Origin of the sequence: Thalassotalea profundi, from assembly GCF_014653195.1 — a bacterium.
In the GTDB taxonomy this organism is placed as follows: Bacteria; Pseudomonadota; Gammaproteobacteria; order Enterobacterales; family Alteromonadaceae; genus Thalassotalea_B; species Thalassotalea_B profundi.
The window spans coordinates 165,924-189,620 of sequence record NZ_BNAH01000001.1; the positions used below are offsets into that span (position 1 = coordinate 165,924).

25 protein-coding genes are annotated in these 23,697 nt (G+C 35.7%); 6 read left to right on the forward strand and 19 right to left on the reverse strand.

All coding sequences use genetic code 11. The annotated features are described in order from the left end of the window. Nucleotides 1–23 precede the first annotated feature (23 nt). From IE155_RS00800 to IE155_RS00815, 4 genes are all read right to left on the reverse strand, one after another. Nucleotides 24–905: an MYG1 family protein gene (locus IE155_RS00800; RefSeq protein WP_189376186.1), complete on the reverse strand. Its 882-nt coding sequence runs from the start codon at nt 903–905 to the stop codon at nt 24–26. A gap of 74 nt (nt 906–979) precedes the next feature. Beyond that, nucleotides 980–1,324 carry a GIY-YIG nuclease family protein gene (locus IE155_RS00805; RefSeq protein ID WP_189376187.1) on the reverse strand — a complete coding sequence of 115 codons (345 nt, stop codon included), beginning with the start codon at nt 1,322–1,324 and terminating at the stop codon, nt 980–982. A gap of 252 nt (nt 1,325–1,576) precedes the next feature. After that, nucleotides 1,577–2,584: a 2-hydroxyacid dehydrogenase gene (locus IE155_RS00810; protein ID WP_189376188.1), complete on the reverse strand. Its 1,008-nt coding sequence runs from the start codon at nt 2,582–2,584 to the stop codon at nt 1,577–1,579. 6 nt (nt 2,585–2,590) lie between these two features. After that, nucleotides 2,591–3,472: an LOG family protein gene (locus IE155_RS00815; RefSeq protein WP_189376189.1), complete on the reverse strand. Its 882-nt coding sequence runs from the start codon at nt 3,470–3,472 to the stop codon at nt 2,591–2,593. A 221-nt stretch (nt 3,473–3,693) separates the two neighbouring features. Here IE155_RS00815 and IE155_RS00820 point away from each other — a divergent pair, with 221 nt between their 5' ends. Continuing rightward, nucleotides 3,694–3,972, forward strand: coding sequence for a GNAT family N-acetyltransferase (locus IE155_RS00820; protein ID WP_189376190.1), 279 nt, complete (start codon nt 3,694–3,696; stop codon nt 3,970–3,972). Nucleotides 3,973–3,978: 6 nt separating this feature from the next. On the opposite strand, the gene IE155_RS00825 is transcribed toward IE155_RS00820, so the two are convergent. Then, the gene (locus IE155_RS00825) at nt 3,979–4,914 is read right to left on the reverse strand and encodes a sensor domain-containing diguanylate cyclase (RefSeq protein ID WP_189376191.1); all 936 of its coding nucleotides are present in this window, start codon (nt 4,912–4,914) and stop codon (nt 3,979–3,981) included. A gap of 193 nt (nt 4,915–5,107) precedes the next feature. Here IE155_RS00825 and acuR point away from each other — a divergent pair, with 193 nt between their 5' ends. Both acuR and acuI read left to right on the forward strand, forming a co-directional pair. Continuing rightward, nucleotides 5,108–5,743 (forward strand): acrylate utilization transcriptional regulator AcuR, encoded by a 636-nt coding sequence (gene acuR / locus IE155_RS00830; protein WP_189376438.1) that lies wholly within the window; start codon nt 5,108–5,110, stop codon nt 5,741–5,743. Nucleotides 5,744–5,787: 44 nt separating this feature from the next. Further along, on the forward strand, nt 5,788–6,765 hold the full coding sequence (gene acuI, locus IE155_RS00835; RefSeq protein ID WP_189376192.1) for an acrylyl-CoA reductase (NADPH): 978 nt from the start codon (nt 5,788–5,790) through the stop codon (nt 6,763–6,765). 41 nt (nt 6,766–6,806) lie between these two features. Here the strand turns inward: acuI and IE155_RS00840 are convergent, their stop codons facing one another. The 8 genes from IE155_RS00840 to IE155_RS00875 form a co-directional block, all read right to left on the reverse strand. Further along, nucleotides 6,807–7,274, reverse strand: coding sequence for a hypothetical protein (locus IE155_RS00840; RefSeq protein ID WP_189376193.1), 468 nt, complete (start codon nt 7,272–7,274; stop codon nt 6,807–6,809). 125 nt (nt 7,275–7,399) lie between these two features. Continuing rightward, nucleotides 7,400–7,714, reverse strand: coding sequence for a YtxH domain-containing protein (locus tag IE155_RS00845; RefSeq protein WP_189376194.1), 315 nt, complete (start codon nt 7,712–7,714; stop codon nt 7,400–7,402). A gap of 25 nt (nt 7,715–7,739) precedes the next feature. Next, nucleotides 7,740–7,916: a DUF1328 domain-containing protein gene (locus IE155_RS00850; RefSeq protein WP_189376195.1), complete on the reverse strand. Its 177-nt coding sequence runs from the start codon at nt 7,914–7,916 to the stop codon at nt 7,740–7,742. Between the two features lie 191 nt (nt 7,917–8,107). Then, entirely contained in the window at nt 8,108–10,096 is a 1,989-nt protein-coding gene (locus IE155_RS00855; RefSeq protein ID WP_189376196.1) for a response regulator, read from the reverse strand. Then, complete coding sequence (locus tag IE155_RS00860; RefSeq protein ID WP_189376197.1) at nt 10,096–10,554, reverse strand: response regulator; 459 nt, start codon at nt 10,552–10,554, stop codon at nt 10,096–10,098. Before IE155_RS00860 ends, IE155_RS00855 begins: the two co-directional genes overlap by 1 nt. A gap of 13 nt (nt 10,555–10,567) precedes the next feature. Next, nucleotides 10,568–12,061: a sensor histidine kinase gene (locus IE155_RS00865; RefSeq protein WP_189376198.1), complete on the reverse strand. Its 1,494-nt coding sequence runs from the start codon at nt 12,059–12,061 to the stop codon at nt 10,568–10,570. 24 nt (nt 12,062–12,085) lie between these two features. Next, nucleotides 12,086–12,316 (reverse strand): histidine kinase, encoded by a 231-nt coding sequence (locus IE155_RS00870; protein WP_189376199.1) that lies wholly within the window; start codon nt 12,314–12,316, stop codon nt 12,086–12,088. Between the two features lie 19 nt (nt 12,317–12,335). Next, nucleotides 12,336–13,670, reverse strand: coding sequence for a sigma-54-dependent transcriptional regulator (locus IE155_RS00875; protein WP_189376200.1), 1,335 nt, complete (start codon nt 13,668–13,670; stop codon nt 12,336–12,338). Nucleotides 13,671–13,997: 327 nt separating this feature from the next. Between IE155_RS00875 and IE155_RS00880 the strand changes: the two genes are divergently transcribed. Next, nucleotides 13,998–15,563, forward strand: coding sequence for an esterase-like activity of phytase family protein (locus IE155_RS00880; protein ID WP_189376201.1), 1,566 nt, complete (start codon nt 13,998–14,000; stop codon nt 15,561–15,563). An 84-nt stretch (nt 15,564–15,647) separates the two neighbouring features. Here the strand turns inward: IE155_RS00880 and IE155_RS00885 are convergent, their stop codons facing one another. The 4 genes from IE155_RS00885 to IE155_RS00900 all read right to left on the reverse strand — a co-directional run bounded on the left by IE155_RS00885 (nt 15,648) and on the right by IE155_RS00900 (nt 18,453). Continuing rightward, complete coding sequence (locus IE155_RS00885) at nt 15,648–16,055, reverse strand: protein tyrosine phosphatase family protein (RefSeq protein ID WP_189376202.1); 408 nt, start codon at nt 16,053–16,055, stop codon at nt 15,648–15,650. 14 nt (nt 16,056–16,069) lie between these two features. Then, nucleotides 16,070–16,843, reverse strand: a complete 774-nt coding sequence (locus tag IE155_RS00890; RefSeq protein WP_189376203.1) for a sulfite exporter TauE/SafE family protein — start codon at nt 16,841–16,843, stop codon at nt 16,070–16,072. A gap of 6 nt (nt 16,844–16,849) precedes the next feature. Continuing rightward, nucleotides 16,850–17,719, reverse strand: a complete 870-nt coding sequence (locus IE155_RS00895; protein WP_189376204.1) for an MBL fold metallo-hydrolase — start codon at nt 17,717–17,719, stop codon at nt 16,850–16,852. A 74-nt stretch (nt 17,720–17,793) separates the two neighbouring features. After that, nucleotides 17,794–18,453 carry a peroxiredoxin gene (locus IE155_RS00900; protein WP_189376205.1) on the reverse strand — a complete coding sequence of 220 codons (660 nt, stop codon included), beginning with the start codon at nt 18,451–18,453 and terminating at the stop codon, nt 17,794–17,796. Nucleotides 18,454–18,921: 468 nt separating this feature from the next. Between IE155_RS00900 and IE155_RS00905 the strand changes: the two genes are divergently transcribed. Both IE155_RS00905 and IE155_RS00910 read left to right on the forward strand, forming a co-directional pair. After that, on the forward strand, nt 18,922–20,556 hold the full coding sequence (locus tag IE155_RS00905; protein ID WP_189376206.1) for an ABC-F family ATPase: 1,635 nt from the start codon (nt 18,922–18,924) through the stop codon (nt 20,554–20,556). Nucleotides 20,557–20,617: 61 nt separating this feature from the next. Beyond that, nucleotides 20,618–21,073, forward strand: a complete 456-nt coding sequence (locus IE155_RS00910) for a YehS family protein (protein ID WP_189376207.1) — start codon at nt 20,618–20,620, stop codon at nt 21,071–21,073. An 84-nt stretch (nt 21,074–21,157) separates the two neighbouring features. Here the strand turns inward: IE155_RS00910 and IE155_RS00915 are convergent, their stop codons facing one another. Continuing rightward, nucleotides 21,158–21,748: a peroxiredoxin family protein gene (locus tag IE155_RS00915; RefSeq protein ID WP_189376208.1), complete on the reverse strand. Its 591-nt coding sequence runs from the start codon at nt 21,746–21,748 to the stop codon at nt 21,158–21,160. A gap of 94 nt (nt 21,749–21,842) precedes the next feature. Continuing rightward, a complete protein-coding gene (locus IE155_RS00920; protein ID WP_189376209.1) occupies nt 21,843–23,639 on the reverse strand; it encodes a DUF885 domain-containing protein in 1,797 nt (598 codons plus the stop codon). Nucleotides 23,640–23,697 lie beyond the last annotated feature (58 nt).

Consider the following 23,697-nt stretch of genomic DNA (forward strand, 5'->3'; position numbering starts at 1 on the left):
CTACAGCTAAACAGTAATAAATGTTAATCAGTTTGTAGTGCTATTTTTGCCATTTTCATGATGCTTTCAAATGATTGTGCGCCTGCCATAAAAAGCCCGTTATGGCAGAACATGGCATCGCTAATACCGGTTACATCTTGAAGGGCTTTATCTGACAGGCCAGCCCATGTATGAGGTAATGACTTTTTATCATCAAATGAACCGGGTTCTATAGGTACCGCTTGAATTCGCCATTGGCCTGATTGAGAGGGGTAAATTATAAATAGAGCTTGTTCAGAAAATTCATGAACGGTGGTTTTCCATGGCGTATATTTATCTAAAACAATGATCCGAGGATCTTTAGCATTCTTAATAGCGTCAATGACTATCGATTTGGCATTAATGCCACCTTCGGCTCTTGCAATAAAGCGTTTTAATATACGCCCTGCAAAATTAACGGCTTCATTAAAACATGTGTCGTAATCAGTGTCTTCTTCCCATGTTGGGTTAAACATTGAAATTGTTTGGCTAAGGCTAATGCCTTGGTATATACCTTCTACATGCCCGCAATCTATCGCGTCAATACATGATACTAAGTCTGTATCAACAGCATGGGCAACTTCTTCGTTACCATTGCAAATTGCTATTCCATATTTCTGCCAAATTAAGCCAAAAGAAGAGTAAGGGATACCATTGTCACGTTTACCAGCTCCACCTCGTTGATGATGGTCAAAACGCCCTTTGTCAGGTGTGTATTCACCGCCGACATCAATTACTATATCTGCAGTATTGATAATTGCAGTGTCACGAGTACGTATCAGTTTAAAACTAGGAAAAATGTGCTGCAGTGCCGCTATACTGAAAACATCGTCAGCATGGAAATTACCATTATGAGTTACGATCGTTACATTTTTTGATTGAGTCATTTATTTAATAATCTTTATTTTTGTTAATTTAATTGAAAGGTGTGGGATACAAGTAAAAGTTAAAATGTTAGGCATTACTTACTAGTGGAAACTAGAGGTATTTTCATTACTTCTCTTTTAAGTATAGTTTTTGCAGCCTCTGGAGATATTTCATAAAACTCGTTAACGTGATTCTTTGAGTTAAAGTGCTTGCGTATTTCTTTTTTTACCATACATGGATTATCGCAAGGTAATGAAAAATAAATACTGTATTCACCAGGAGTTTGAGCTGAAAGTTCCTTAGCATAGTCTTCAGTATTTTTGGTGGTGCAACCAATTCTGATCACATTGGAGAAAATAGAATGGGTCATTATATAAACATTACCAAAAGAAACGTTATCTGTGGGTATGCTTTGCTGTGTTTCTTCTAGGGTGTTCATACTAATAAGTTGGCTCTTTGTGTAAATGAAGCATGAAAATAGCTATATTATTGAATCTAAAGCACTAGTTTATTGAATATAGTTAATTACTCTGACAGTTATTATATACATTTTTTCGTTATTTACTAAATAATGAATCATGATATGACGTATATTAAATTCATAGTAGCGCGTTTAAAATATTAGCGTAAAGAGTAATTAAAGCCCCAAAATTAGTTTCATCAGTTTAAGGGGGTAAATACAGCTTAACTTTTAAATAACAAGATTAGCATTTTCAGGCATACCTGAAAAATAGCTGTGTATATTATTAATCGTTGTTTCAGCAATTTTCGTTAATGCTTCTTTAGTAAAAAAAGCCTGATGACCCGTTATAATAACGTTAGGAAATGTTTGTAATCTGGCAAATACATCATCTTCAATAAAGGTATCGGATAAGTTTTCAAAGAAAATTTCACTTTCTTCTTCGTAAACATCAATACCTAAATATCCAACTTTTCTTAACTTAAGTGCTTTAATTATTGCTGATGTGTCTACAAGAGCGCCTCGACTAGTGTTAATCAGCATTACATTAGGCTTCATGTAACTGATGGTTTCACAATTGATAAGATGATGTGTTGCTGTTGTTAACGGACAGTGTAAAGAAATAATATCTGATTCTTTTAGCAATGTATTGAAACCCACTTGGGTAAAACTATTGTCATTATGATTACTTTCAAGATTGGGATCATATACCAACACATTACAACCAAACCCGTTCATTATTTTTATAAATGCTTGCCCAATTTTACCCGCACCAATAACCCCCACATTTTTTCCGTGTAGATCAAATCCTAAAAGTCCGTCGAGGGAGTAATCATTTTCACGGACTCTATTATGAGCCCTATGTATATTTCGGTTTAAATCTAATACCAAAGCACATGCATGCTCTGCCACTGCGTAGGGTGAATATTCAGGTACTCTGCATATAGGCATATTAAGCTTTTTTGCTGCCTGTAAATCCACATTATTAAAGCCTGCGCAACGCAATGCTACCAGCTTTATACCTTGCTCTTTTAATTGTTGTAATACTTTTGCATTGATATTGTCGTTTACAAAGCAGCATACCACTTCAAACCCTTGAGCCATATAAGCGGTATCTTCATTTAAATGAGGTGATAGATATGAAATTTCTACACTTTCTAATGGCGCGGACTGATGCTGGCCATTTAGATTGAAAAATTTTTCATCGTAAGCCTTGCTACTGTACATACATATTTTCATGTAATGCTATTCCTTGTTATGCCATTGTAATGCTAAATAATTGTATGCATCTTCAGCATTGTCAACGATATGGAAAAGATTAATATCCGTTTCAGCGATAGCTCCTTGTTCAACTAGAAATTCAAAATCAATTAATCTTTTCCAGTATTTTTCTCCGACTAAAACAATAGGTAATGGTTTAATTTTTTTAGTTTGTATAAGAGTTAGCGTTTCAAATAATTCATCAAGAGTACCAAAGCCCCCTGGAAATGCGACTAAGCCCATAGCTCGCTTGATGAAGTGCATTTTACGAATAGCAAAGTATTCAAACTGAAAGCATAGTTCAGGCGTAATATAAGGATTTGGTTGTTGCTCAAAAGGTAAAACAATGTTTAAACCAATGCTTTTTCCCCCTACATCTTCAGCTCCCCGGTTAGATGCTTCCATAACCCCAGGCCCACCACCAGTGACAACAACAAATCTTTTACCTTTATTAAGTAATGATAATTCTGTGATTTTTCTTGCAAGTATACGTGCCTGCTCGTAGTAATAACTATTTGCTAAAGCAATTTCAGCGGCTTTTTTATTTTTTTGTTTTGTTGGACAATCCTTATCATTTGCTAACAGCTGACATGCGATTGCTAAAGATGCTTTTGCTTTTTCTTCTTCAACAAAGCGCGCGCCACCAAAAATAACAACTGTAGATTCGATATCATGTTCTTGTTGGATTAAATCTGCTTTTAGCCATTCTAGTTCTAGGCGAACTCCTCTTAAATCATCACGAGCGAGGAAGTCATCATCGGTGTAAGCTAAGCGATAAGATTCATTTTCCAGCCTTTTTTTTATTTTGCTATCTAAGTGATCTTTAGGGTTAGAAATAACATCTGGGTTGATTTCTTGTTTATCCATACAAAGACTTTATCCTTTATTTATTAATTAGGGCTTATCAATGTTAGAAGAATACCTAATAGTTTATTTTATTCAATTAACATAATAAGTGTTAAATGAGAAATCACTACTACATTATTAAAACTAATTTGTATAAATAAGTTATTCAGCGTTATGCTGCTATCATGTAAAAATAAAGTTATAATTTGATATGTTAATAAAAACCTACCAAAGGAGTCTAGATGAGTTATACATTGATACATAACAAGCAAGAGAGTAAATATGAATATCATATCAATGGGTATGTTGCTTACATTACTTATGATGATCAAGACGGTAAAATGCACTTAACTCATACTATTGTACCTGATGAACTTTCGGGTAAAGGTCTTGCTAGAACCTTATTAGAAGATGTACTTGCACAAATTAAAAAAGATAATAAAAAAGCGGTTGCGCAGTGTTCTTACATTGTTAATTATTTAGAAAAGCATCCAGAAGTAAATGAGCTTTTTGTTAAGTAAAATTTATTATGCAGGGTAATTGTTATTAAAGCCACATAACACTTGGTTTCTTCCCTTCGATTTTACTTGATTTAAGCTACGATCGGCTATTTTCATCATTTCTTCGAAAGATGCAATTTTATCGTTTATTTCGAGCATGCCGATTGATGTTGTTATTTTTAGGAGCTCGTTTTCAAATGGAAGTTTTAGTGACTCTATCGCGACTCTAATCCGCTCAGCAATTATATAACCTGATTGAGCATCTGTTGAAGGCAACAAAATAGCAAACTCTTCACCGCCAATACGGGCAAATATATCGTAATTTCGTAATAATTGATTGATAGTGTTTGTTACTGCTTTTAAAACACAGTCACCAGCACTATGCCCATAGGTATCATTAATTAATTTAAATTTATCGAGATCTAAAATTAACACGGTTAATTCCAGGTTATCTCTTTTACTTCGGCTAAACTCAGCTTGAGCCATTTGATAAAAATAGCGACGATTGCGGATACCGGTTAAATAATCTGTTGTTGCAAGATTCTCTAACTCTTGTGACATTAATGTGAGTTTTTTTTCATTTTCTTTTTTATCTGTGATATCCGTAAGATACATGTATAAAAAATTTTTTTGGACTATTTGCTCTGTAACAATAAAGTATTGACCATCGATAGTATCTGTTTCAAATGTTCTGTAATTATGCTGTCTGCGTTTTTTTAATGCGCTATCTATCCAGGTTTCAAAATGCTCTGCTTCAATATTAATGCCTTTCTTCGTCTTAAAACAGATGTGGCACAATTGCGTAAATGTTTTATTAATAGCTTCTTTTACCGGTATACCAAAAAGCGTGGATAAAGCCTCATTGCCAAATATAAGCCGATCATCAGGGTCAAAAATACCTACGCCATCTCTTGTTAACGAAAGCGACTCTATTAATATTTTTTCAATGTTGTACTTTTTCAAAATACTTTATTAGTGCCAGTTAGTTATTTTTGTGTGAAGATCAGATTAAATGATTAAGTCTGTTATTAATGATAGCTAAAATCACCAAGGAATCCATTAACTTTTAATCAGTCTATATTGTTATTTAACATTGAATTTTATTCAGATAAAAAGAAGTTTGCAATTAATTAGACGATCGGTCTATAATTAAATGATGACATTATCAACAAATAAACCACGCCGTGGTAGACCACCAAAAATAGCACGTGAAAACAGTGACACAAAAGCGATATTAATTCGTAGTGGCTTAGAGCATTTAACTGAAAATGGCTTTGCATCGTCTGGTATTGATCAAATATTAAAAAAGGTTGGGGTGCCCAAAGGCTCGTTTTATCATTATTTTTCAAGTAAAGAAGCGTTTGGGAAAACTGTTATCGAGCATTATGCACATTACTTTGAAAAAAAGTTAGACAAGAGTTTACTTGATGATAATCATTTGCCACTTCAGCGCATTATTAACTTTGTTGATGATGCAAAAGCAGGAATAATTCGCCATCATTTTAAAAGAGGTTGTTTAGTTGGCAACTTAGGGCAGGAAGTTGATTTGTTGCCCGAAAGTTTTAGGCAACAGCTTATTGATATTTTTTATAGTTGGCAGCAGCGAATGACTAACTGCCTTGAACTGGCAAAAGAGCAAGGCCAGATAGCAAAGACGAGTAATTGTAATCTTTTAGCCGAATTGTTTTGGATAGGCTGGGAAGGTGCAGTAAGTAGAGCTAAATTAGTGGGTTCTGTTGAGCCGTTAGATAACTTCGTTAATTATTTTATTGATAATTTAACTCGAGTGTAAATTTTTTTAATTATTTATAGACGATCAGTCTAAAAGGGTGGTGTATGTTTAAAGGTGTATTAATTCAAAAAGATGATCAGGGCTATCGAGCTGAAGTTCAGCAGATAAATGACAATATACTTCCCGAAGGTGATGTTACCGTAAAGGTTTCCCATAGCACCTTAAATTATAAAGATGCACTTGCTATCACCGGTAAAGCACCTGTTGTACGTAGCTTTCCAATGGTGCCGGGCATTGATCTTGTTGGTACTGTTATTGAAAGTGATTCAGACAAATTTAAGGCAGGTGATACCGTATTGTTAAATGGATTTGGCGTAGGTGAAACTCATTGTGGTGGGTTAGCAGAAAAAGCGCGATTAAAAAGCGAGTGGTTAATTCCATTACCAAGTGCATTTTCACCAAGTCAAGCCATGGCAATTGGAACTGCAGGTTATACCGCAATGCTTTGTGTTATTGCGCTTGAGAAAAATGGCTTAACACCAGATAAAGGTGAAATCTTAGTCACTGGTGCTAATGGTGGTGTTGGTAGTTTTGCTATTGCGATACTTACTAAACTTGGATACAAAGTTGTTGCGTCCACAGGAAGAGTTGAACAGGGTGAATATTTAACGAAATTAGGTGCAACAGAGGTTATAGATCGTTCATTATTATCTGAACCTGGTCGACCATTAGCAAAAGAGCGTTGGGCTGGTGCCATTGATTCTGCTGGCAGTCATACGTTAGCTAACGTTTGCGCTAGCATAAAATACGGTGGCGTTGTTGCTGCTTGTGGGTTAGCACAAGGTATGGACTTTCCAGCTTCGGTTGCCCCATTCATTTTACGAGGCATTACATTAGCAGGTATAGACAGTGTAATGCGCCCTATTGAAGATCGAATTGAAGCTTGGCAACGTTTGGCAGCGATTTTGCCAACAGAGATTATAAGTGATATAGCAGCTGATATTAGTCTGGATGAAGTGATTGAGGTGAGTAATGATTTAATTGCTGGCAAGGTGAGAGGGCGTGTTGTAGTAAATCTTTAAGATTAACTATAGAAAGCGGCTTTAATGAGCCGCGTTATTTTTTATTCCGTGATTTGGATTGGGTTATTTTTTGTAAGGTGTAAAAATACAGCTAACGAAAATAATAAAAATGCAGTACTTGAGATTATGGCAACGGGATAATATAGATTCCCCGCTAAATCGAGCTGACTATATTTTATTACCATTATCAAACCTTCGATAGAGAGGGCAATACATACTGTGCCAATGAAGCGAGGGATCGTTCTTCGCAAGTTCGCGATCACATCTTCCGTTTCTATTCTATTTGAATATTCTTGGTTAATCACCAGCGCCAACTCAAAAACGGCAAGGGCTATGATCCCTGTATTAATACTACTGATGAATATTTGCATAATATCAGTACCATTGATTATACCGATAATTATCGTGTGACATAATGAGAAGATTATTGCCGCCGCTAAACCAAAGAAGATAAAAGTGAATACCTTTGCAAATGCAGTTTTGACAAGTTTAGTTGAGTCTATTGGCATAGTTTACGTCCTAAACGAATAGGTGATGAAAAATAGAATGGTTAAAATGAGTACCGAGTGACTAAATATTTAGGCACTCGGTGTTATAGTCGTCACTATTACATATAAAACATGGGGGACAGCAATTAACAGTCTGTATCTTCTGTATCTAGTTTTTCTTTGGTTTTTTCACAAGCATCTTCAATAGCATTACCTGTATCTGTTGCTAATTCTTTAATTTTATCTTTAGCTTTGCTAGCGGCATCTTTTACTTTATCACTTGCCTCATCAGCAAAATCTGTAGTTTTATCACCAGCATCTTTAGCGGCTTCTTTAGTTTCTGTAATTATTTGGTCAATTTTTTCACCAGTTTCTTCGCCTTGATCGTCACTACATGCACCTAAACTAAGTAAAGCTGTTAGGGTTAAAGCGGTTAATGATATATTTTTATTAATTTTCATAATATTTTCCTTAAAATTTTAATAATTAAGCTCTAGGAGCTTTTCCTCGTAATGCGTTAGCTATCAATGAGATAACAAGTAAAACGACAAATATAAAAAAGATAATTTTTGCAATGCCGGCTGCTGCTCCAGCTATGCCACTAAAACCAAATATGGCTGCAATAATTGCGATAACTAAAAAAGTGAATGCCCAACTTAACATCATACTCTCCTTTACTTTATTGTTTGACATACTTTAACAATGCGATAGTTGTGCCATAGTGCATCTTTTTGATTTATTTATGTTTTATTTAAATTGGTAGGAGCGTTATTATTGTGAATGGGTAAATTTTACAAGGTAGATTTGTATTACTTGCATAGTGTGTATGTTTGCACACATAGTAATGGTATTGATTAGGAAAAGAGTTGCTCTAACATGGCTAAGTTAACGGGTTTTAGTAGCGAATTTTGTGCACCACAATTGTGTAATTCCTGCTGAGATATATCATTACCACTAACAATCGTAATGTTAGCTTCAGGAGCTTGTTCTTTTAGCGCTAAGCTAAGTACTAATCCATTACCGTCAGGTAGATTCATATCAACTAATATGTGCTGCCATTGAGGATAAGTATTTAATAGTTTTATAGCTTGCTTAGCATTGTGGGCAATTTCTACCTTTTTACCTAGTCTGCGTAGTAATAGTGCGGTAATTTCGGCAGCATCTACATCATCTTCAATAAGTAGTACGCGTTCTGAGATAGTAGAATCCTTGTTAGTTAGTTGACTAGCTGTAGTAGCTTCTTCTTTATATTGCATTATGCCATTATTTAATTGTTGTTTTATTTTTTGATGTAATTCGTATTTATCAATAGGCTTAGCAACAACGTTATTAAATCCTAATTCATGTAGTTCTTGTTGCACGCCTTTCATTGTTGCTGCAGTAATTGCAAATACAGGTGTTGCAATATCCATTTCTCTTAACTGTAGTATGGCTCTTTTTCCATCCAATACCGGCATATGAATATCCATTAAGACTAAATCATAGAGAGTATTGGTCTTATTGGCGTAAACTATTTTATCAATTGCTTGTTGACCGTTGTGGGCATAACTTACATCAAGTCCAAAAGAACGGCAGACATAACCAAGTAATCGCCTGATATCGTCAATGTCGTCAACAATAAGTACCTTACCTGACAATTTACTTAATGAATTAGTTGTTGATTTATATTCGCTACGCTTAAAAGCTAAGCTTTTACGCTTTACATCAGCTATCTGACCAGGATCGATACCTACAATAAATTTACTGCCATTTGCTACACTAGATTTAACTGAAATACTGCCATTCATTTGTTTTAATAGTTCGCTACAAATTGACAAGCCAAGGCCTGCACCTTCTTCATTGCGGGAAACAATATCTTGCACTTGTTCGAATGGTTTAAAAATGGTGACAAGTAAACTTTCTGGAATACCTACACCGGTATCAGCTATTGAAAAAAACAATTTTGTATTATCTGATGATTCATCTAACCAAACATCAATATCAACAGAACCTTCGTTTGTAAACTTTATCGCATTATGAATAATATTAATTAGAATTTGTCTCAACCTAAGAGAATCAGCGGTGATTGTTATTGGTAAAGGCGATTTAGCTGTTAAGGTTAAGTTAATGCCTTTGTCTTGTGCGGTCATGAGCATAAGCGTGTAGACATCGGCAATAAAACTTTCTAATGGCAATGGCGTATAGTTTAGCTCGAACTTTCCTGCGGCAATTTTAGAAAGATCGAGCACGTTATTGAGTAATCCCAATAAATGCTTGCCATTGTCTAATATTGTGCTTAATTCTGGCTGGATCGCATTATTGTTTTTGTCACTAAGTAATAACTCGGTATAACCAAGAATGGAGGTAAGAGGGGTGCGTAATTCATGACTTAAATGCGCTAAAAATTTATCTTTAGATCGACTCTTTGTTTCAGCTTTGATGCGCTCAAGACGTTCATTTTCAATGTCTTTTCTTGCTAATGCATAGCGAATTGCTCGGTTAAATCTTGCACTACTTAGTTCAGACTTTACAAGATAGTCAACGGCTCCAGCGTCAAGCGCACTGTTGTCTAATTCAGTATCTATTTGGCCAGTTAACATAATGATGGGTACTGTACAGCCATCATCGCTTGCTTGTTTTAAAACTGTTAATCCGTTTATTGCACCTAATTGATAATCAAGCAAACAGATGTCGTGACGGTTTTGTTTAAGTAATTCTAATGCCTGAATCGAGTTGTCAACCCAGTCAATGTTAAAATGATAGTTTGGCATTTGTTGCAAAGAATCACAGGTGAGGATGTAATCATCTTCATCATCTTCAACAAGTAAAATGCGTTTATTTAACTTAGATATAGATTGAGTCATTATTGATTATTATGCTGCGTTGGAAGCTCTACAAATTCTACCCAATATTTACCTAATGTTTTCATTAAATCGACCAAGCCCTCAAAGTTCACTGGTTTGGTAATATAAGAGGCTGCGCCAAGCTCATAACCTTTTACCATGTCTTCTTCTTGCTTTGAGGTGGTTAATATTACTACAGGAATGCCTTTTAGTAGAGGATCCGCTTTTATTTCTTTTAACGCTTCTCGTCCATCTTTACGAGGCATATTTAGGTCAAGCAAAATAAGGCCAGGTCTAGGTGCCTTTGTTTTATCTTGAAACTTTCCTTGATGGGTTAAATATTCAAGTAGCTCTACACCATCTTCGACAAAATGTAATTCGTTGATCACTCTACTTTCAATGAGAGCATCGCGAGTCAGTAAACGATCGTCTTCATCGTCATCCGCCATTAAAATTACGATGGGTGTGCTCGATTTCATTTAGAAAATTCCTTTATTGAGTTATTGGGGTATCCGTTACAGGTGCAATATAATTGTGCGGAATACTGATAGTAAAAGTAGTGCCTTGGTTTACTTTGCTTTTTGCTGAAATCGTACCGCCATGGCGTTCTACTATTCGTCGACATACCGCTAAGCCAATGCCTGTACCTTTATAGGTTGCTCTAGCATGCAGGCGTTGAAACGGTACAAATATTTTATCTTCAAACGCTTGTTCAAAGCCTATACCATTATCGCTAATTACAATAGTGTGCCATAAGGTTTCTGTTCTTAAAATAGGATCAAAAACTGACTCATTATGATGACTTATGGTTATTTTAGGTGAAATATCATTTTGTCTGAATTTTATCGCATTACTGAGCAAATTGAGTAGAACTTGCGTGAGCTGTGTCACATCACCATTAATTTCAGGTAAGTTATCGTAAGTTATTACGGCGTTACTTTCTTCTATGGCGACTTCTAAATCATCAACGACATCATCAATTATCTTATTTAGTGATACGCTAACAAACTTATTTCCTCGCGTATTAATTCTTGAGTACTCTAATAAATCGTTAATTAAATTAGACATACGCTCAGCTGCGTTACGCATGCGCTCAATAAAGTCGAGCCCACGTTCATCGATTACGTCACTGTAACTTGTTGCTAATCTGTCGCCAAAAGCTCTTATTTTCCGAAGCGGTTCTTGTAAGTCGTGAGAAGCTACAAAAGCAAAATCTTCTAATTCTCTATTACTTCTTGCTAATTCTTCGGAGTAAATGGTTAATTCTTTGGTGCGTAAATTAACTTTTTCTGCTAATTCTTCATTTTTTGTTTCGAGGGATTGACGGTAAAATAATTCAGTTCTGCTATTTATATGAACTAATACGCCTATACCAACGAGTAATAGAAAACTCGTAATAGCAGAGATGCTAAACGTAAATTTAGCTTCTTTTTCAATGGCTTCTAATTTTTTATATAAATTATTACGGTACAGCACTTCACTTGTTTTAATTTCATTAAAAAGCTGAACTAAGTTTTTGTACAAGGTTCTCCCACGACCGTTCATAACCATAGTCAATGCACGTTTTTCTTTATCGTCTAGTGCAAGATCAACGGTATCGCTGAGCTCTATCATCTTCATTTCAACAAGGTTTGAAAGTTCTGCTATTTTTTCTTCTTGGCTTTCAATATCTGAATTTAATGTATTTACTAATTTGATTTGCTTAATTACTTGTCCAATAGCATCTTGATATGGCTGTAAATAATCTTCGTTTTTAGTTAGTAGATAACCACGTTGCCCTGTTTCTGCTGATATCACTAAGTTATGAAGTTTATCTAAACTTAAAATGATTTCGCCTGTATTAGTGATACCTTTTTGGGTTATGGAAAGATCATCTATGGTTTTTAACGCTAAAATAATGTTTATTACAATAACACCCACCACAATAGAGAAAATTAATCCCCAAGATATCTTTTTATTCTCTAACAGTTTTTCTATATAGCTCATACTCACAAGGTACCTGTATTTAACTTAGCTTTTAGATGTTTTAGAAAGTTGTTCAAGGGTTTGGCTACATTCTTGGCACGAAGTAATAATTTTATTAGCGGCATCCACTGCTTTATCTATTGGCATACCACTTTCTAGCACGAGCTTTATCATTTCTGCTTGCATTGATATTCTATTTAATGGGCCTCTAGCATCATGAATAAGCTGATTTAAATTGGACTCATTTGCTTCATTATCATTATGTTGACTACTCATGTGTGTCTCCAATCATTGTTTATTCTTCAAAATCTCCGTAGGCATGTAAACGGTTATAAAGGGTTTTTATGCTGATCCCTAACATTTTTGCCGCATGTGATTTATTTCCGTCAACATCTTCAAGGGTAACTTTAATTAACTCTCTTTCTACATCTTCAATGGTACGACCCGCACTTAAGCTGTGTTGTTTTTCTGAGATAGAAGAAAAGGGGGAACGGAAGTCTTTTGGCAATTCCAAAGTAGTGCCCTCAGGATCTGCCATAATAAAAGCGCGATGAATAGCATGACGCATTTCTCTGATATTTCCAGGCCAGTCATAATCGGTTAAACGCTGTATTTGTTCGGCGCTCCATTGATAATGTCGATGGTATTCTTCATTTAACTCGTTAAGAAATGCTGCTGCAAGCAAAGGAATGTCATCTTTGCGTTTTCGTAATGGCGGAATATTAATAGGAAAAACGGCTAAGCGAAAATAGATGTCTTCTCTTAAAACTTTGCTTTGTGCAATTTCTTCAATTGAGCGGTTACTTGCTGAGATAACGCGACAATTAACTTCAATCTCTTTTGTTCCACCTAAGGGGGTTACACGATTAGTTTCTAACACTCGAAGTAGATTAGGCTGCATATCAATCGGCATTTCAGTTATTTCATCTAGAAATAATGTGCCATTACCTGCGCGTAAAAAGACACCATCTTTTTTACTAATAGCGCCGGTAAATGCGCCTTTTTCATGCCCAAATAACTCACTGGCAATTAAATCTTTCGCTAATGCGCCACAGTTGGTGGCGACTAATGGCGTTTTTGTATTGCTTGCTGCATGAATAGCTTGTGCCACTAATTCTTTACCCACACCACTTTCACCTAATAGCATTACATTAGCTTTAGTTAACGCGATACGAGAAATCATCTTATACATTTCCTGCATCGCTTCAGATTCCCCAATAAGACAACCAAAATGCTTGTTGGATAAATTACTGTTTGATTTTTTAGGTTGGCTTGGTGTTGACTCTCTTGATAAGGCTTTTTCTAAATCTTCACGTTGCAAAGGTTTAGCAATATAGTTAACTTTTGGGCCACATAATCCCGCTAATAAGCCTTTAACTAATGGGTGCCCAGTAATTAGCGTAATATAAGGATCGTGTTGAGACTTTTTAAGATAGTCTATTAAATGTAAGCCACTTCCGTCAGGTAGCATAAAGTCTAAAAAGATATGATCAAAGGTATTATTTTCTAGCCATTCGTAAGCTTCTTTCAAGGAATTTGCTGTACAAATATCATGACCTAAAAATTCAATGATATGACAGGCGACCTCAGTAAACTCTACATCATCATCCACTAATAATATTTTTAACACTTTGCTCCCCCGAGCGGTTTCATTAAGCATAAAGTAACATATTGTCGAGGTTGAGTCTTTAATCTTGTTTTCAAAGGTTTTATTTAAAGTTCAGCTGTTTATATTATTTTTTTCTTTTCAACAATCTGCTTTTAAATCTGCACTTATCTAGTTCAATATTTTATTGTCCTGTTGCAATGCTATTAAATTAATGAACATATTTAACTGTTACTAGCAAAGTTGGCTGTAGCGAAACTGTAATTTTAATTGAGTTATTTTGTCATATTTCCTGCTTAGAGTTTAGTTACTACGTCTAAAACATAGCTTATATAATAAAAAAGGAAATATATGAAACACACAACATTAACTTTGGCACTTATCACCACCTTAATTTTAACTGCATGCGCTGATGATGGTGAACAAGGGGAAACAGGTACACCAGGAGATGCTGGTTTAAATAGTTTACTCGATCATGAAGTATTAATGTTAGGAAATGAAGACTGTTTTTTTGGTGGTTTAAAAGTTACTTCAGGTCTAGACACTAATGGTGACAATGTATTAGCTGATTCTGAAGTCAGTAACACTACGACTCAATGTAATGCAAATTCTATAGGTAGTTCAGGTTCATCACTCCCTTATACTGTAATGCGCTCTGATATTGATAATGGCGCAATACCAGGTACTTTTATGGAAATTAGAAATGGGGGCTTTGGATCAGATATGGTTGCGCACCCGACTAATTCAACCCAATTTTATGCTTTAACTGATCGTGGTCCTAATGCTGTCTTTACTGGTGAACAAGGTACAGGAAAGAAATTTCCAACACCAGATTATACACCTAGAATAGGTTTATTTGAGCTACAAGACAACGGTGATGTGAAAAAGATAAAAGAAATTTTATTAAAGCGTCCAAATGGCACCATGATTACTGGCCTACCAAATACGTCAGCTCTGGGGGGAACAGGTGAAACGCCATATGATGCAAATGGGGATGTAATCCTTGAAAATATGAGTTTACCGTTTGATGAAGCAACTAATCCCATTAAATTAGATGATTACGGATTAGATGGAGAAGGTTTAGTTGCGTTATCAGATGGAACGTTTTGGATAAGTGATGAGTATGGCCCCCATATTGTCCATTTTAATGCCGAAGGTGTTGAGATTGGTCGTATTAATGCTTTTAGTTCAGATAACCGAAATGTTTTTACCTTACCGGCTGAATTTGCAAATCGTCGTGCTAATAGAGGCATGGAAGGATTAGCGGTAACACCTGATGAAAAAACATTAGTGGGTATCATGCAATCAACTATGTACAACCCGAGCAGTGCAGTTAAAGTCAACGATATTGTTCGATTAGTGACAATTAGCTTAATCGATGGCAGTGTAAGCCAATATCTTTACAAGCAAGAAAAAACACAAAATTCACAATCAGGTATAGTTGCATTAAGTGATACTGAATTTGTTGTTATTGAACGAGATGGTAGCTTTTACAACCAAGACAATTCAGCCATGAAGCACTTATATAAAATTGATATCAGTAATGCGACAGACATTGAGACGATTTCAGCTTCCGATAATATAACGCAAGATGAAACTCTTGGTTTATTAATTGATGGTAAAACGCTCGAAGAAGTAACCATATCAGCTGATGGATGGGATGTGTTAGCCAATGCAGGGATTGAAATCATTACTAAATCATTACTTGTAGATTTAGTTGCAGAAACGGGTTATCCACATGACAAACTAGAAGGTATCTGGTTAATTAACGACAGCACCATTGGTGTAATAAATGACGATGATTTTGCAACTTGGGTGACTGGAGGTGTGCTTGAGCAGAAGTACCTTGATGCAGGACAAACCGTTATAGATGCTAATCGTTTATATATTATTGAAAATGTAAATATAGTTGATTAAAGCGTAATTAACGTTGTTGCGATATATATCGCAACAACGTTGTCATTAAAAAATGCACTCTGCTAATCAGGGAAGTGTTAACAACTAATATGTATTTATTGTTGACGAGACATCAAACCCAATATTCTTCGCTTTATCAATAACATACTCCTTACCAAGAGTGTTCATTTTGCTTAATGCCCAAAGATTGACCGCTCTGTTTCCCGAACGACAAAAAATTAATATTGGCTTTTTCATTGTATCTAATAATTGTTCAAATTCATGAATATTCGTTTGAGAATATATCCCTGGCGCTATTGGTAAATATGCGTATTCAATACCACTTGCTTGAAACTCATATGAAATCTCATTTGACAGGGGTTGATTGACTTCCTCATTATCCGGTCTATTATTCATAACCGAGCGAATACCGAGTTTTTTTATTGTGTTAATATCACCAAGTGAAATCTGATCTGCGATATATATCTGTGTATTAAGTTGTTTTACTTTCATAACTACCTCTGATGTTAAAACAAACCACGACTCGAATTTATTAAGATAAAAATAGCCATCAAAAATAAAAGTAGTGCGAACGTTTTTTTGAGTTTCTCTTGAGATATGTTCGAGGATATTTTGTGACCAAATAGGCTACTAATAGCGCCGATAAAGGCAAATATAGCGATGACTTGCCAGTCGAAATTTATATTATTTACACTTGCCAATGAATAATAGTTAATAAAGCCACTAGTTGACTGTAACGTGATAATGGATAAACTTGTTGCAACCGCGTTTAGCATGTTCATTCGTGTAAAAAAAAGTAATGCAGGAACAATTAAAAAGCCGCCACCGACACCAACGAGCCCAGTGATACTTCCTACAACAACACCGATAATCACTAATTTAAGCGCGGAATGAGACTCCAACTTTTCATGAGCAATATCAGCTTTAGGTTTAAGCATAGAAGCTGCGGACAGTAACATGATCACCGCGAAAAGCGTTAGTTGTTCAGGCCCTGTTAAATATACTGAAAGGCCTGCTGATATATAACTTGCCAGCATGCTTGGTATACCAAACTGAAGTACTACAGGCCATTGGATCATTTTTTGTTGTTGATATTTCAACATACCAGAAAAACTAATTAATCCGACTATAGCAAGTGAACTTGCTATTGCTGTTTTTTCATCTTGCCCAACAATATAGGTTAATGCTGGCGTTGTTAAAATGGCGCCACCAGAACCCAACAGCCCTAAACTTAGGCCAATAAAAATGGCTGCAATGATGATAAAAAATAGTTCTAACATATCACTCTACTTAAAAGCATTAATAGGTAAAATTAAATAGGGTGAGTCGTTATTTGTATTTTGTGGGAAGTGACCTGCGCTAATATTAACTTGAACAGAAGGTAAAATTAGTTTTGGTACGGACAAGCCCTTATCTCTTTTATTGCGAAAACTGACATAGTCTTCAAGAGAAATACCCGTATTAATATGAATGTTATGCGCTTTTTGCTCAGCTATAGTACTTTCCCACGCATATTTATCACGACTTTGTGATTTATAGTCATGGCCCATAAACACATGAGTGGTATCGGGTAACGCAAACAATTTTTGTATAGAATGATAGAGTGTTGCAGCATCCCCGCCTGGGAAGTCACATCGTGCGGTACCATAGTCAGGCATGAATAAGGTATCACCTACAAATACATTATCATCTACATGATAACTTAAGCATGCGGGTGTATGACCAGGAGTATGAATTACGTCAATGGTAAAACGCCCTAAGTTAAAGGTATCGCCATCATCTAATAGCAGATCAAATTGTCGACCGTCAGTGTTAAAGTCTGAATTTAAGCCATAAATAGGTTTAAATATTTTTTGGACATCAACGATATGTTTACCAATTGCAATTTTTCCACCTAATTTTGATTGTAGGTAAGGGGCCGCAGTTAAATGGTCAGCATGAGCATGAGTTTCTAAAACCCAGATATTGGTCCATTTTTTTTGGTTTATATAGTGAATGATCTCATCAGCCAATTCTGTTGATGTACTTCCTGAGACCATGTCGAAGCCTAAAACAGAATCAATAATTGCGCATTCTTTTGCGTCCGTATCTGCAATAACATAAGTTGCTGTATTTGTTATCTCATCAAAAAAACATTTTATTGCTAACTTTTTCATTTATTACTCCTTAGTGCGTTTCAAACGGTTAAATAAGCGCCTTAATCATAATTAAAGCGCTATTTACAATGGGCCTATAAGGACTTTTTACTAAAGTACCAGTCAGTATATTCGTAGCCTTCTTGTGCACGCTGGTTAGCTTCTTCAACGGTTTTTGGTGGTGGAACAATCACTTTATCTCCAGCTTTCCAGCCTTCTGGTGTTGCTATACCATTTTGGTCTGATGTTTGTAGAGCAGACAATAATCTTAGGAACTCTGGAATCGAGCGACCATTAGACATTGGGTAATATACCATTGCTCTTAAAACGCCATCAGGGTCTATTAAAAAAGTAGAGCGAACGGCTGAGGTATCACTTGCACCAGGCTGTATCATGCCGTAGTCATTAGCTACTTTCATTGACAAGTCATCGATAATAGGGAACTGAATATCAACACCAAAGTTATCTTTGATATTTTTTACCCAAGCGATGTGTGAAAAAATTGAATCAATAGATAAACCTAATAGGTCACAGTTTAAAGCTTGAAACTCTTCGTAAAGATTTGAAAATGCCATAAATTCAGTGCTACACACTGGAGTAAAATCAGCTGGGTGTGAAAATAATATTAACCAACGTCCTTTATAATCACTTAGTGATTTCATGCCGTGTGTCGTATTAGCTGTAAAGTCTGGAGCAGCTTCGTTTAATCTAGGAAAAGGCGTGTTATTGGTTGATTCGATTGTGTCATTATTCATGATTTTTCTCTCTATTTAGTTGTAAATAAGTGTTTGTTTAAAATTTGATTAACATGTAGCTCATAAGCTTAATCTTTTTATTAACACTGTCTAATTTAGCTTTCACTTTATTAGCTTTTTCTAATATAGTGAGTATACGCTTTGATAATTAAATATCAAATTAAATAAAATCGAAGATAGCAATCTAAAAAACTGATTGATGACTCACGATTGAATATTATGGTGTGGTCACTTTACTGGTTGCATGTTACCGAGGTAATAAAATTAAAGAGGTTAGGCATTGAGGCTTACTTTGGTGAAAAAAACATCAAAAAAGCGATATTAAATAGGGTAGTGCGATTAAATGCTGTATACTGCGCGACCTTATTATTTTGAGTCTTTTTGTTGTCGACTGTAGATCTTGCAGTAATTTAACAACTGCCATTCAAAAACTATTAGCATTTACGAGCAACACCAAGGAATACCTTTTTGATCACTACATCTAACATTACAATGCAATTTGGCGCTGAGCCTTTATTTGAAAACATTTCTGCAAAATTTGGCAACGGCAACCGTTATGGTTTGATCGGGGCCAATGGCTGCGGGAAATCTACTTTCATGAAAATCCTAAGTGGCGAATTAGCTCCTAGCTCAGGGAATGTGTCGATAACTACTGGTAATAAAGTAGGTGTGTTGAGCCAAGATCAATTCGCGTTCGAACAACATAGCGTTATAGATACAGTGATCATGGGGGATGTTGCTTTATGGAAAGTGAAGCAGGAACGCGATGCTATATATGCACAAGCAGAAATGAGTGAAGAAGATGGAATGCGCGTGGGCGATCTTGAAAGTCAATTTGCTGAAATGGATGGCTATAGTGCAGAAAGCCGCGCAGGTGAAATATTACTAGAGGCGGGTATTGAAGAGTCATTTCATTATGGCTTAATGCAACAAGTTGCCCCAGGCTGGAAATTAAGGGTACTACTTGCGCAAGCACTATTTGCCAACCCTGATATATTATTACTCGATGAGCCTACTAACAACCTAGATATCCATACAATTAGCTGGTTAGAAGGGGAATTAAATAAACGTAAATGCACTATGATTATAATTTCTCATGATAGACATTTCTTAAATTCAGTTTGTACACACATGGCGGATATAGATTACGGTGAATTACGTATTTACCCAGGTAACTATGAATACTTTTTGGCGCAATCGAGCTTGCTACGTGAACAGTTATTATCAGGGAATGAGAAAAAAGCGGCAGAAATTGAAGAGTTGCAAGACTTTGTTAATCGTTTTGGGGCAAATGCGTCTAAAGCTAAACAGGCAAGCTCTCGCGCTAAAAAAATGGAAAAAATTAAACTTGATGATGTAAAAGCGTCAAGCAGAATGACACCTAAACTTGCCTTTGCTTCTGGCAAAAAAATGCACCGTCAAGCATTAGAGCTAGAGAAACTTAGTCATGGTTTTGATGGAGAAATTTTGTTTGAGAACGGAGATTTACTTCTAGAAGCTGGCGCTAAACTAGCCATTATTGGTGAAAATGGCGTAGGTAAAACTACACTGTTACGCTGTTTAACAGGTGAACTAGAACAATTGTCAGGTGTTGTAAAATGGTCTGAAAATGCATCAATTGGTTATTGTCCTCAAGACAGCGGACACTTTTTTGATAATGAATTAACGCTAATGGACTGGATGTCGCAATGGCGTAGGCCTTGTCATAATGACTTAACGGTACGAGGAATGTTAGGGCGCTTATTGTTTACTGAAGACGATGCCAATAAAAAAGCGCGTAATTGTTCAGGTGGGGAAAAAAACCGTTTGTTATTTGGTATGTTGATGATGCAAGACATTAATGTATTGATTATGGATGAACCGACTAACCACATGGATATAGAAGCCATAGATGCACTTAATAACGCACTAAAAGCATTTGAAGGTACATTAATTTTTGTCAGCCATGACCGCGAATTTGTATCAAGTTTGGCAACCCGAATTATTGATATTAAAGAAAATAGCTTAGTTGATTTTCAAGGTTCACTGGATGAATATTTAGCTAATGAAGCTATTAGAAAAGCAATGCCGCAGAAGAAAAGCAACCAGAAACAAGTCGCTTAGTTTTTTATGAAATTGTTGAGTTATAAAATACTTAGCAATTACTCATTGATAAGGTTTACCTATGATAAATAATGATATTCTTCGTCGTATTAGCACTATATTTGGTTTTTCTAATGAGCAACTCATCGATATTTTTTCATTTAATGAATGTGAGATCAGTAAAGAAAAATTAGTCTGTTTTTTCAAAGAAAAAGATGATGATACCTATATAGAAGTATCTGATGTTGAACTTGCTAGTTTTTTAAATGGTTTAATTGTTGAGAAAAGAGGCGCTAGTGATGGACCTAAACGCATTGCCGAGCAAGCGCTAAGCAATAATGCTATTTTCAATAAACTTAAAATTGCGTTAGCACTTAAAGCAGAAGACGTTATTGCTGTACTTGAGTTAGCCGGTTTAAGCTTAACTAAATATGAATTAAGTTCCTTATTTAGAAATGTTAATCATACGCGTTATCGCGAATGTAGCGATGAGGTTTTATCGACATTTTTGAAAGGTTTGAAGATAAAGTTTCAATAAAAATACCGATAAAAAGAAAATGAGCAGTTAATAAAGAGTGTTTGTTATTAATTACCCATTGACATGTTTCTAGTGTATTTAGCATTACATTTTCGTAGTTAAATATGAGTAAAGCTCAGTAAATTTAACGCGCTTTTTATAGCCATGAAAAAAGTATTTATGAGTAATTTTACCTGCTTTGTCAATGACAACTACACCAGGATAGGGAATACCATAATTACGATCGCCTATTTTATATTCATCATTTAAAATATCATAGCTAAGCATTGTTTTTGCCTGTTGATCTGATAGTAATGGGTAACTGATCTTTTGCTCTTGAGTAAATGAAGTTAACACTTCACTGTTATCATATGAAATTCCAGCTAAGCCATAGCCTAAGTCTTTAAATTTTTGCGCTTCGTTATTAAGCTCTATCAAATGCTTTTTACAAAATGGACACCAATCCGCGGAGCGAAAGAAGAGAATGATCAGGCCTTTTTCTGCACTTAATGATTCAATTGTTTCGACATTTCCTTGATTGTTCTTGACCGTAATAGCAGGCGCCATCTCGCCAGCATTAGGGCCAATGGCTAGAGATTGTTGCTCAGCGGCTACGATGTTGATATTTAATACACTGGCAAGCAGTAGCCCAGTAAAGGTTAATGACTTTATTGTGTTTTTATAAACGTTATTCATGTTACTTATTCTCTTGATTAAGTTTGTTGCTGAATTATCTTATTTTGGTATTAAAGTTATAGACCTGACAAGCCTAAATTTACTTACAGTAATTTTATTTATTAGCTTCGATATATCGATCTATTTCAGCTTCAACCATTGTCAGTGGTAATGCGCCGTTACCTAATAAAGCATCATGAAAATCAGGAAGACTAAATTTTGTGCCTAGTGCTTTTTCCGCTTTGTTTCGGTACTTCCAAATCGCAATTTCACCTAACTTGTATGAGAGTGCTTGTCCTGGCCATGAAATATAGCGATCAACTTCAGCTCTCACATTTGCTTCAGATAAAGAGGTGTTATTAGCTAAGAAGTCGATACCTTGCTGCCTGCTCCAACCCTGAGAATGTATGCCGGTATCAATAACTAATCGACACGCTCGCCACATTTCATAACTTAAACGGCCAAAATGATCATACGGCGTATCGTAAACACCCATTTCAATACCTAATTTTTCAGAGTATAAGCCCCAACCTTCGCCATAAGCACTAAAATAAAGGCCTAAACGGAATTTAGGTACATTTTGTAGCTCTCTGGAAATAGCCGACTGATGATGATGCCCTGGTACCGCTTCGTGTAATGTAAGCGCGGTAAGTTCATATAAAGGGCGTTGATCTAATTGATAAGTATTTAACCAATATGCACCACCGCGAGTACCACCAACCACTGCGCCATTATAAGAAGCTGTTGTGTAATTAGGGGCAATTTCTTTAGGTACAGGTACAACGCCGTAAGGCATACGAGGGAGTTTTCCAAAAAATTCCGGCATTACATAATCAATACGTTTAGCAACATAAGCAGCTTCTTTTAGTAAACCTTTCGCAGATTTGGCATAGAATTGCGGGTCAGTACGCAGGAATTGTGTAAACTCTTCAAAAGATCCTTCAAATTTCAGCTCTTTTATAATTTTATCCATTTCCTCGCGAATACGCTTTACTTCGTTAAGCCCTATTTGATGAATTTCTTGTGCGGTTATGTCTGATAATGTTGTATAGGTTTTTATTTGATGAGCATAATAGGCTTTACCATTATTCATTTGCTCTGCGCCAAGTGCCTCTGATGCTGCATTTAGGTAATCACCACCAAAAAAATCAGCAAAGGTTTGAAATGCGGGTATAGCCGATTGTGCTATTGCTGCTTTAGCGCTTGCTCTAAGTTGTGCCTTACTTTCTGCTGAAAGTGACTTATTCATTTTTAAAAACGGCTTATACAAACTACTTTGTGTTGGATCTTGATATATTTGCGCCTTAACCGTAGGAAGAATGCCTTCAATCACTATTTTAGGCAGGGTAAACTGGGTTTCAATACCCGTACGCATATTTTCAATGTTTTCGTTAAAGTACCTTGGTATTTCATTTAAACGGGCAATATAGTCTTGATAGTCTTTAGCACTGTTCATGACTAATCCGTTACCCATATTAAGTACGGACAGAAAAAAACTACTAAAAGTATTAAGTGGTATACGTGACAAATTTAATTGATAACGGCTGATTGAACCTTCAATCACCCATTTTAGTAATTGGTGGTTAATTCGATTGTCGTCGGTTAGGTGTTCAAGATTAATTTTCTCTAAGCGACTTAAAAATTCTTTTTCCGCTTCTAAACGTTTGTCATTATCTTTTTTTGATACACGTTTAAGTAAATGATTATAGTCGTTCACACCTGAACGGGTTGCTGATAAAGGATTTTCTTTTAAATTATAGTCCCAGCGTTCGTTAATTATTGTAGTGAGAGTTTTATTTGCATCTATCGATACTTGCTCATTTGCGATTGAGTAACTACTAAAAAAAGACAGCCAAATAAAAGCGAACCATCCTAGCAATTTGTGATTTGTAGTTAAGTTATTATTTTTCATTATTTTCCCAAAATTTGCTTGTATAAATATTTAAAAATAAGCCTTGATGTAGCCTAGA

What these genes read in the sequence shown, in the direction of transcription:
- acuR (WP_189376438.1), top strand. Translation starts at nt 5,108, where the DNA reads ATGACATTATCAACAAATAAACCACGCCGTGGTAGACCACCAAAAATA.
- IE155_RS00885 (WP_189376202.1), bottom strand. Translation starts at nt 16,055, where the DNA reads ATGAAAGTAAAACAACTTAATACACAGATATATATCGCAGATCAGATT.
- IE155_RS00815 (WP_189376189.1), bottom strand. Translation starts at nt 3,472, where the DNA reads ATGGATAAACAAGAAATCAACCCAGATGTTATTTCTAACCCTAAAGAT.
- IE155_RS00845 (WP_189376194.1), bottom strand. Translation starts at nt 7,714, where the DNA reads ATGAAAATTAATAAAAATATATCATTAACCGCTTTAACCCTAACAGCT.
- IE155_RS00900 (WP_189376205.1), bottom strand. Translation starts at nt 18,453, where the DNA reads ATGAATAATGACACAATCGAATCAACCAATAACACGCCTTTTCCTAGA.
- IE155_RS00890 (WP_189376203.1), bottom strand. Translation starts at nt 16,843, where the DNA reads ATGTTAGAACTATTTTTTATCATCATTGCAGCCATTTTTATTGGCCTA.
- acuI (WP_189376192.1), top strand. Translation starts at nt 5,788, where the DNA reads ATGTTTAAAGGTGTATTAATTCAAAAAGATGATCAGGGCTATCGAGCT.
- IE155_RS00915 (WP_189376208.1), bottom strand. Translation starts at nt 21,748, where the DNA reads ATGAATAACGTTTATAAAAACACAATAAAGTCATTAACCTTTACTGGG.
- IE155_RS00805 (WP_189376187.1), bottom strand. Translation starts at nt 1,324, where the DNA reads ATGAACACCCTAGAAGAAACACAGCAAAGCATACCCACAGATAACGTT.
- IE155_RS00850 (WP_189376195.1), bottom strand. Translation starts at nt 7,916, where the DNA reads ATGTTAAGTTGGGCATTCACTTTTTTAGTTATCGCAATTATTGCAGCC.
- IE155_RS00810 (WP_189376188.1), bottom strand. Translation starts at nt 2,584, where the DNA reads ATGAAAATATGTATGTACAGTAGCAAGGCTTACGATGAAAAATTTTTC.
- IE155_RS00870 (WP_189376199.1), bottom strand. Translation starts at nt 12,316, where the DNA reads ATGAGTAGTCAACATAATGATAATGAAGCAAATGAGTCCAATTTAAAT.
- IE155_RS00880 (WP_189376201.1), top strand. Translation starts at nt 13,998, where the DNA reads ATGAAACACACAACATTAACTTTGGCACTTATCACCACCTTAATTTTA.
- IE155_RS00920 (WP_189376209.1), bottom strand. Translation starts at nt 23,639, where the DNA reads ATGAAAAATAATAACTTAACTACAAATCACAAATTGCTAGGATGGTTC.
- IE155_RS00895 (WP_189376204.1), bottom strand. Translation starts at nt 17,719, where the DNA reads ATGAAAAAGTTAGCAATAAAATGTTTTTTTGATGAGATAACAAATACA.
- IE155_RS00840 (WP_189376193.1), bottom strand. Translation starts at nt 7,274, where the DNA reads ATGCCAATAGACTCAACTAAACTTGTCAAAACTGCATTTGCAAAGGTA.
- IE155_RS00910 (WP_189376207.1), top strand. Translation starts at nt 20,618, where the DNA reads ATGATAAATAATGATATTCTTCGTCGTATTAGCACTATATTTGGTTTT.
- IE155_RS00855 (WP_189376196.1), bottom strand. Translation starts at nt 10,096, where the DNA reads ATGACTCAATCTATATCTAAGTTAAATAAACGCATTTTACTTGTTGAA.
- IE155_RS00800 (WP_189376186.1), bottom strand. Translation starts at nt 905, where the DNA reads ATGACTCAATCAAAAAATGTAACGATCGTAACTCATAATGGTAATTTC.
- IE155_RS00865 (WP_189376198.1), bottom strand. Translation starts at nt 12,061, where the DNA reads ATGAGCTATATAGAAAAACTGTTAGAGAATAAAAAGATATCTTGGGGA.
- IE155_RS00820 (WP_189376190.1), top strand. Translation starts at nt 3,694, where the DNA reads ATGAGTTATACATTGATACATAACAAGCAAGAGAGTAAATATGAATAT.
- IE155_RS00860 (WP_189376197.1), bottom strand. Translation starts at nt 10,554, where the DNA reads ATGAAATCGAGCACACCCATCGTAATTTTAATGGCGGATGACGATGAA.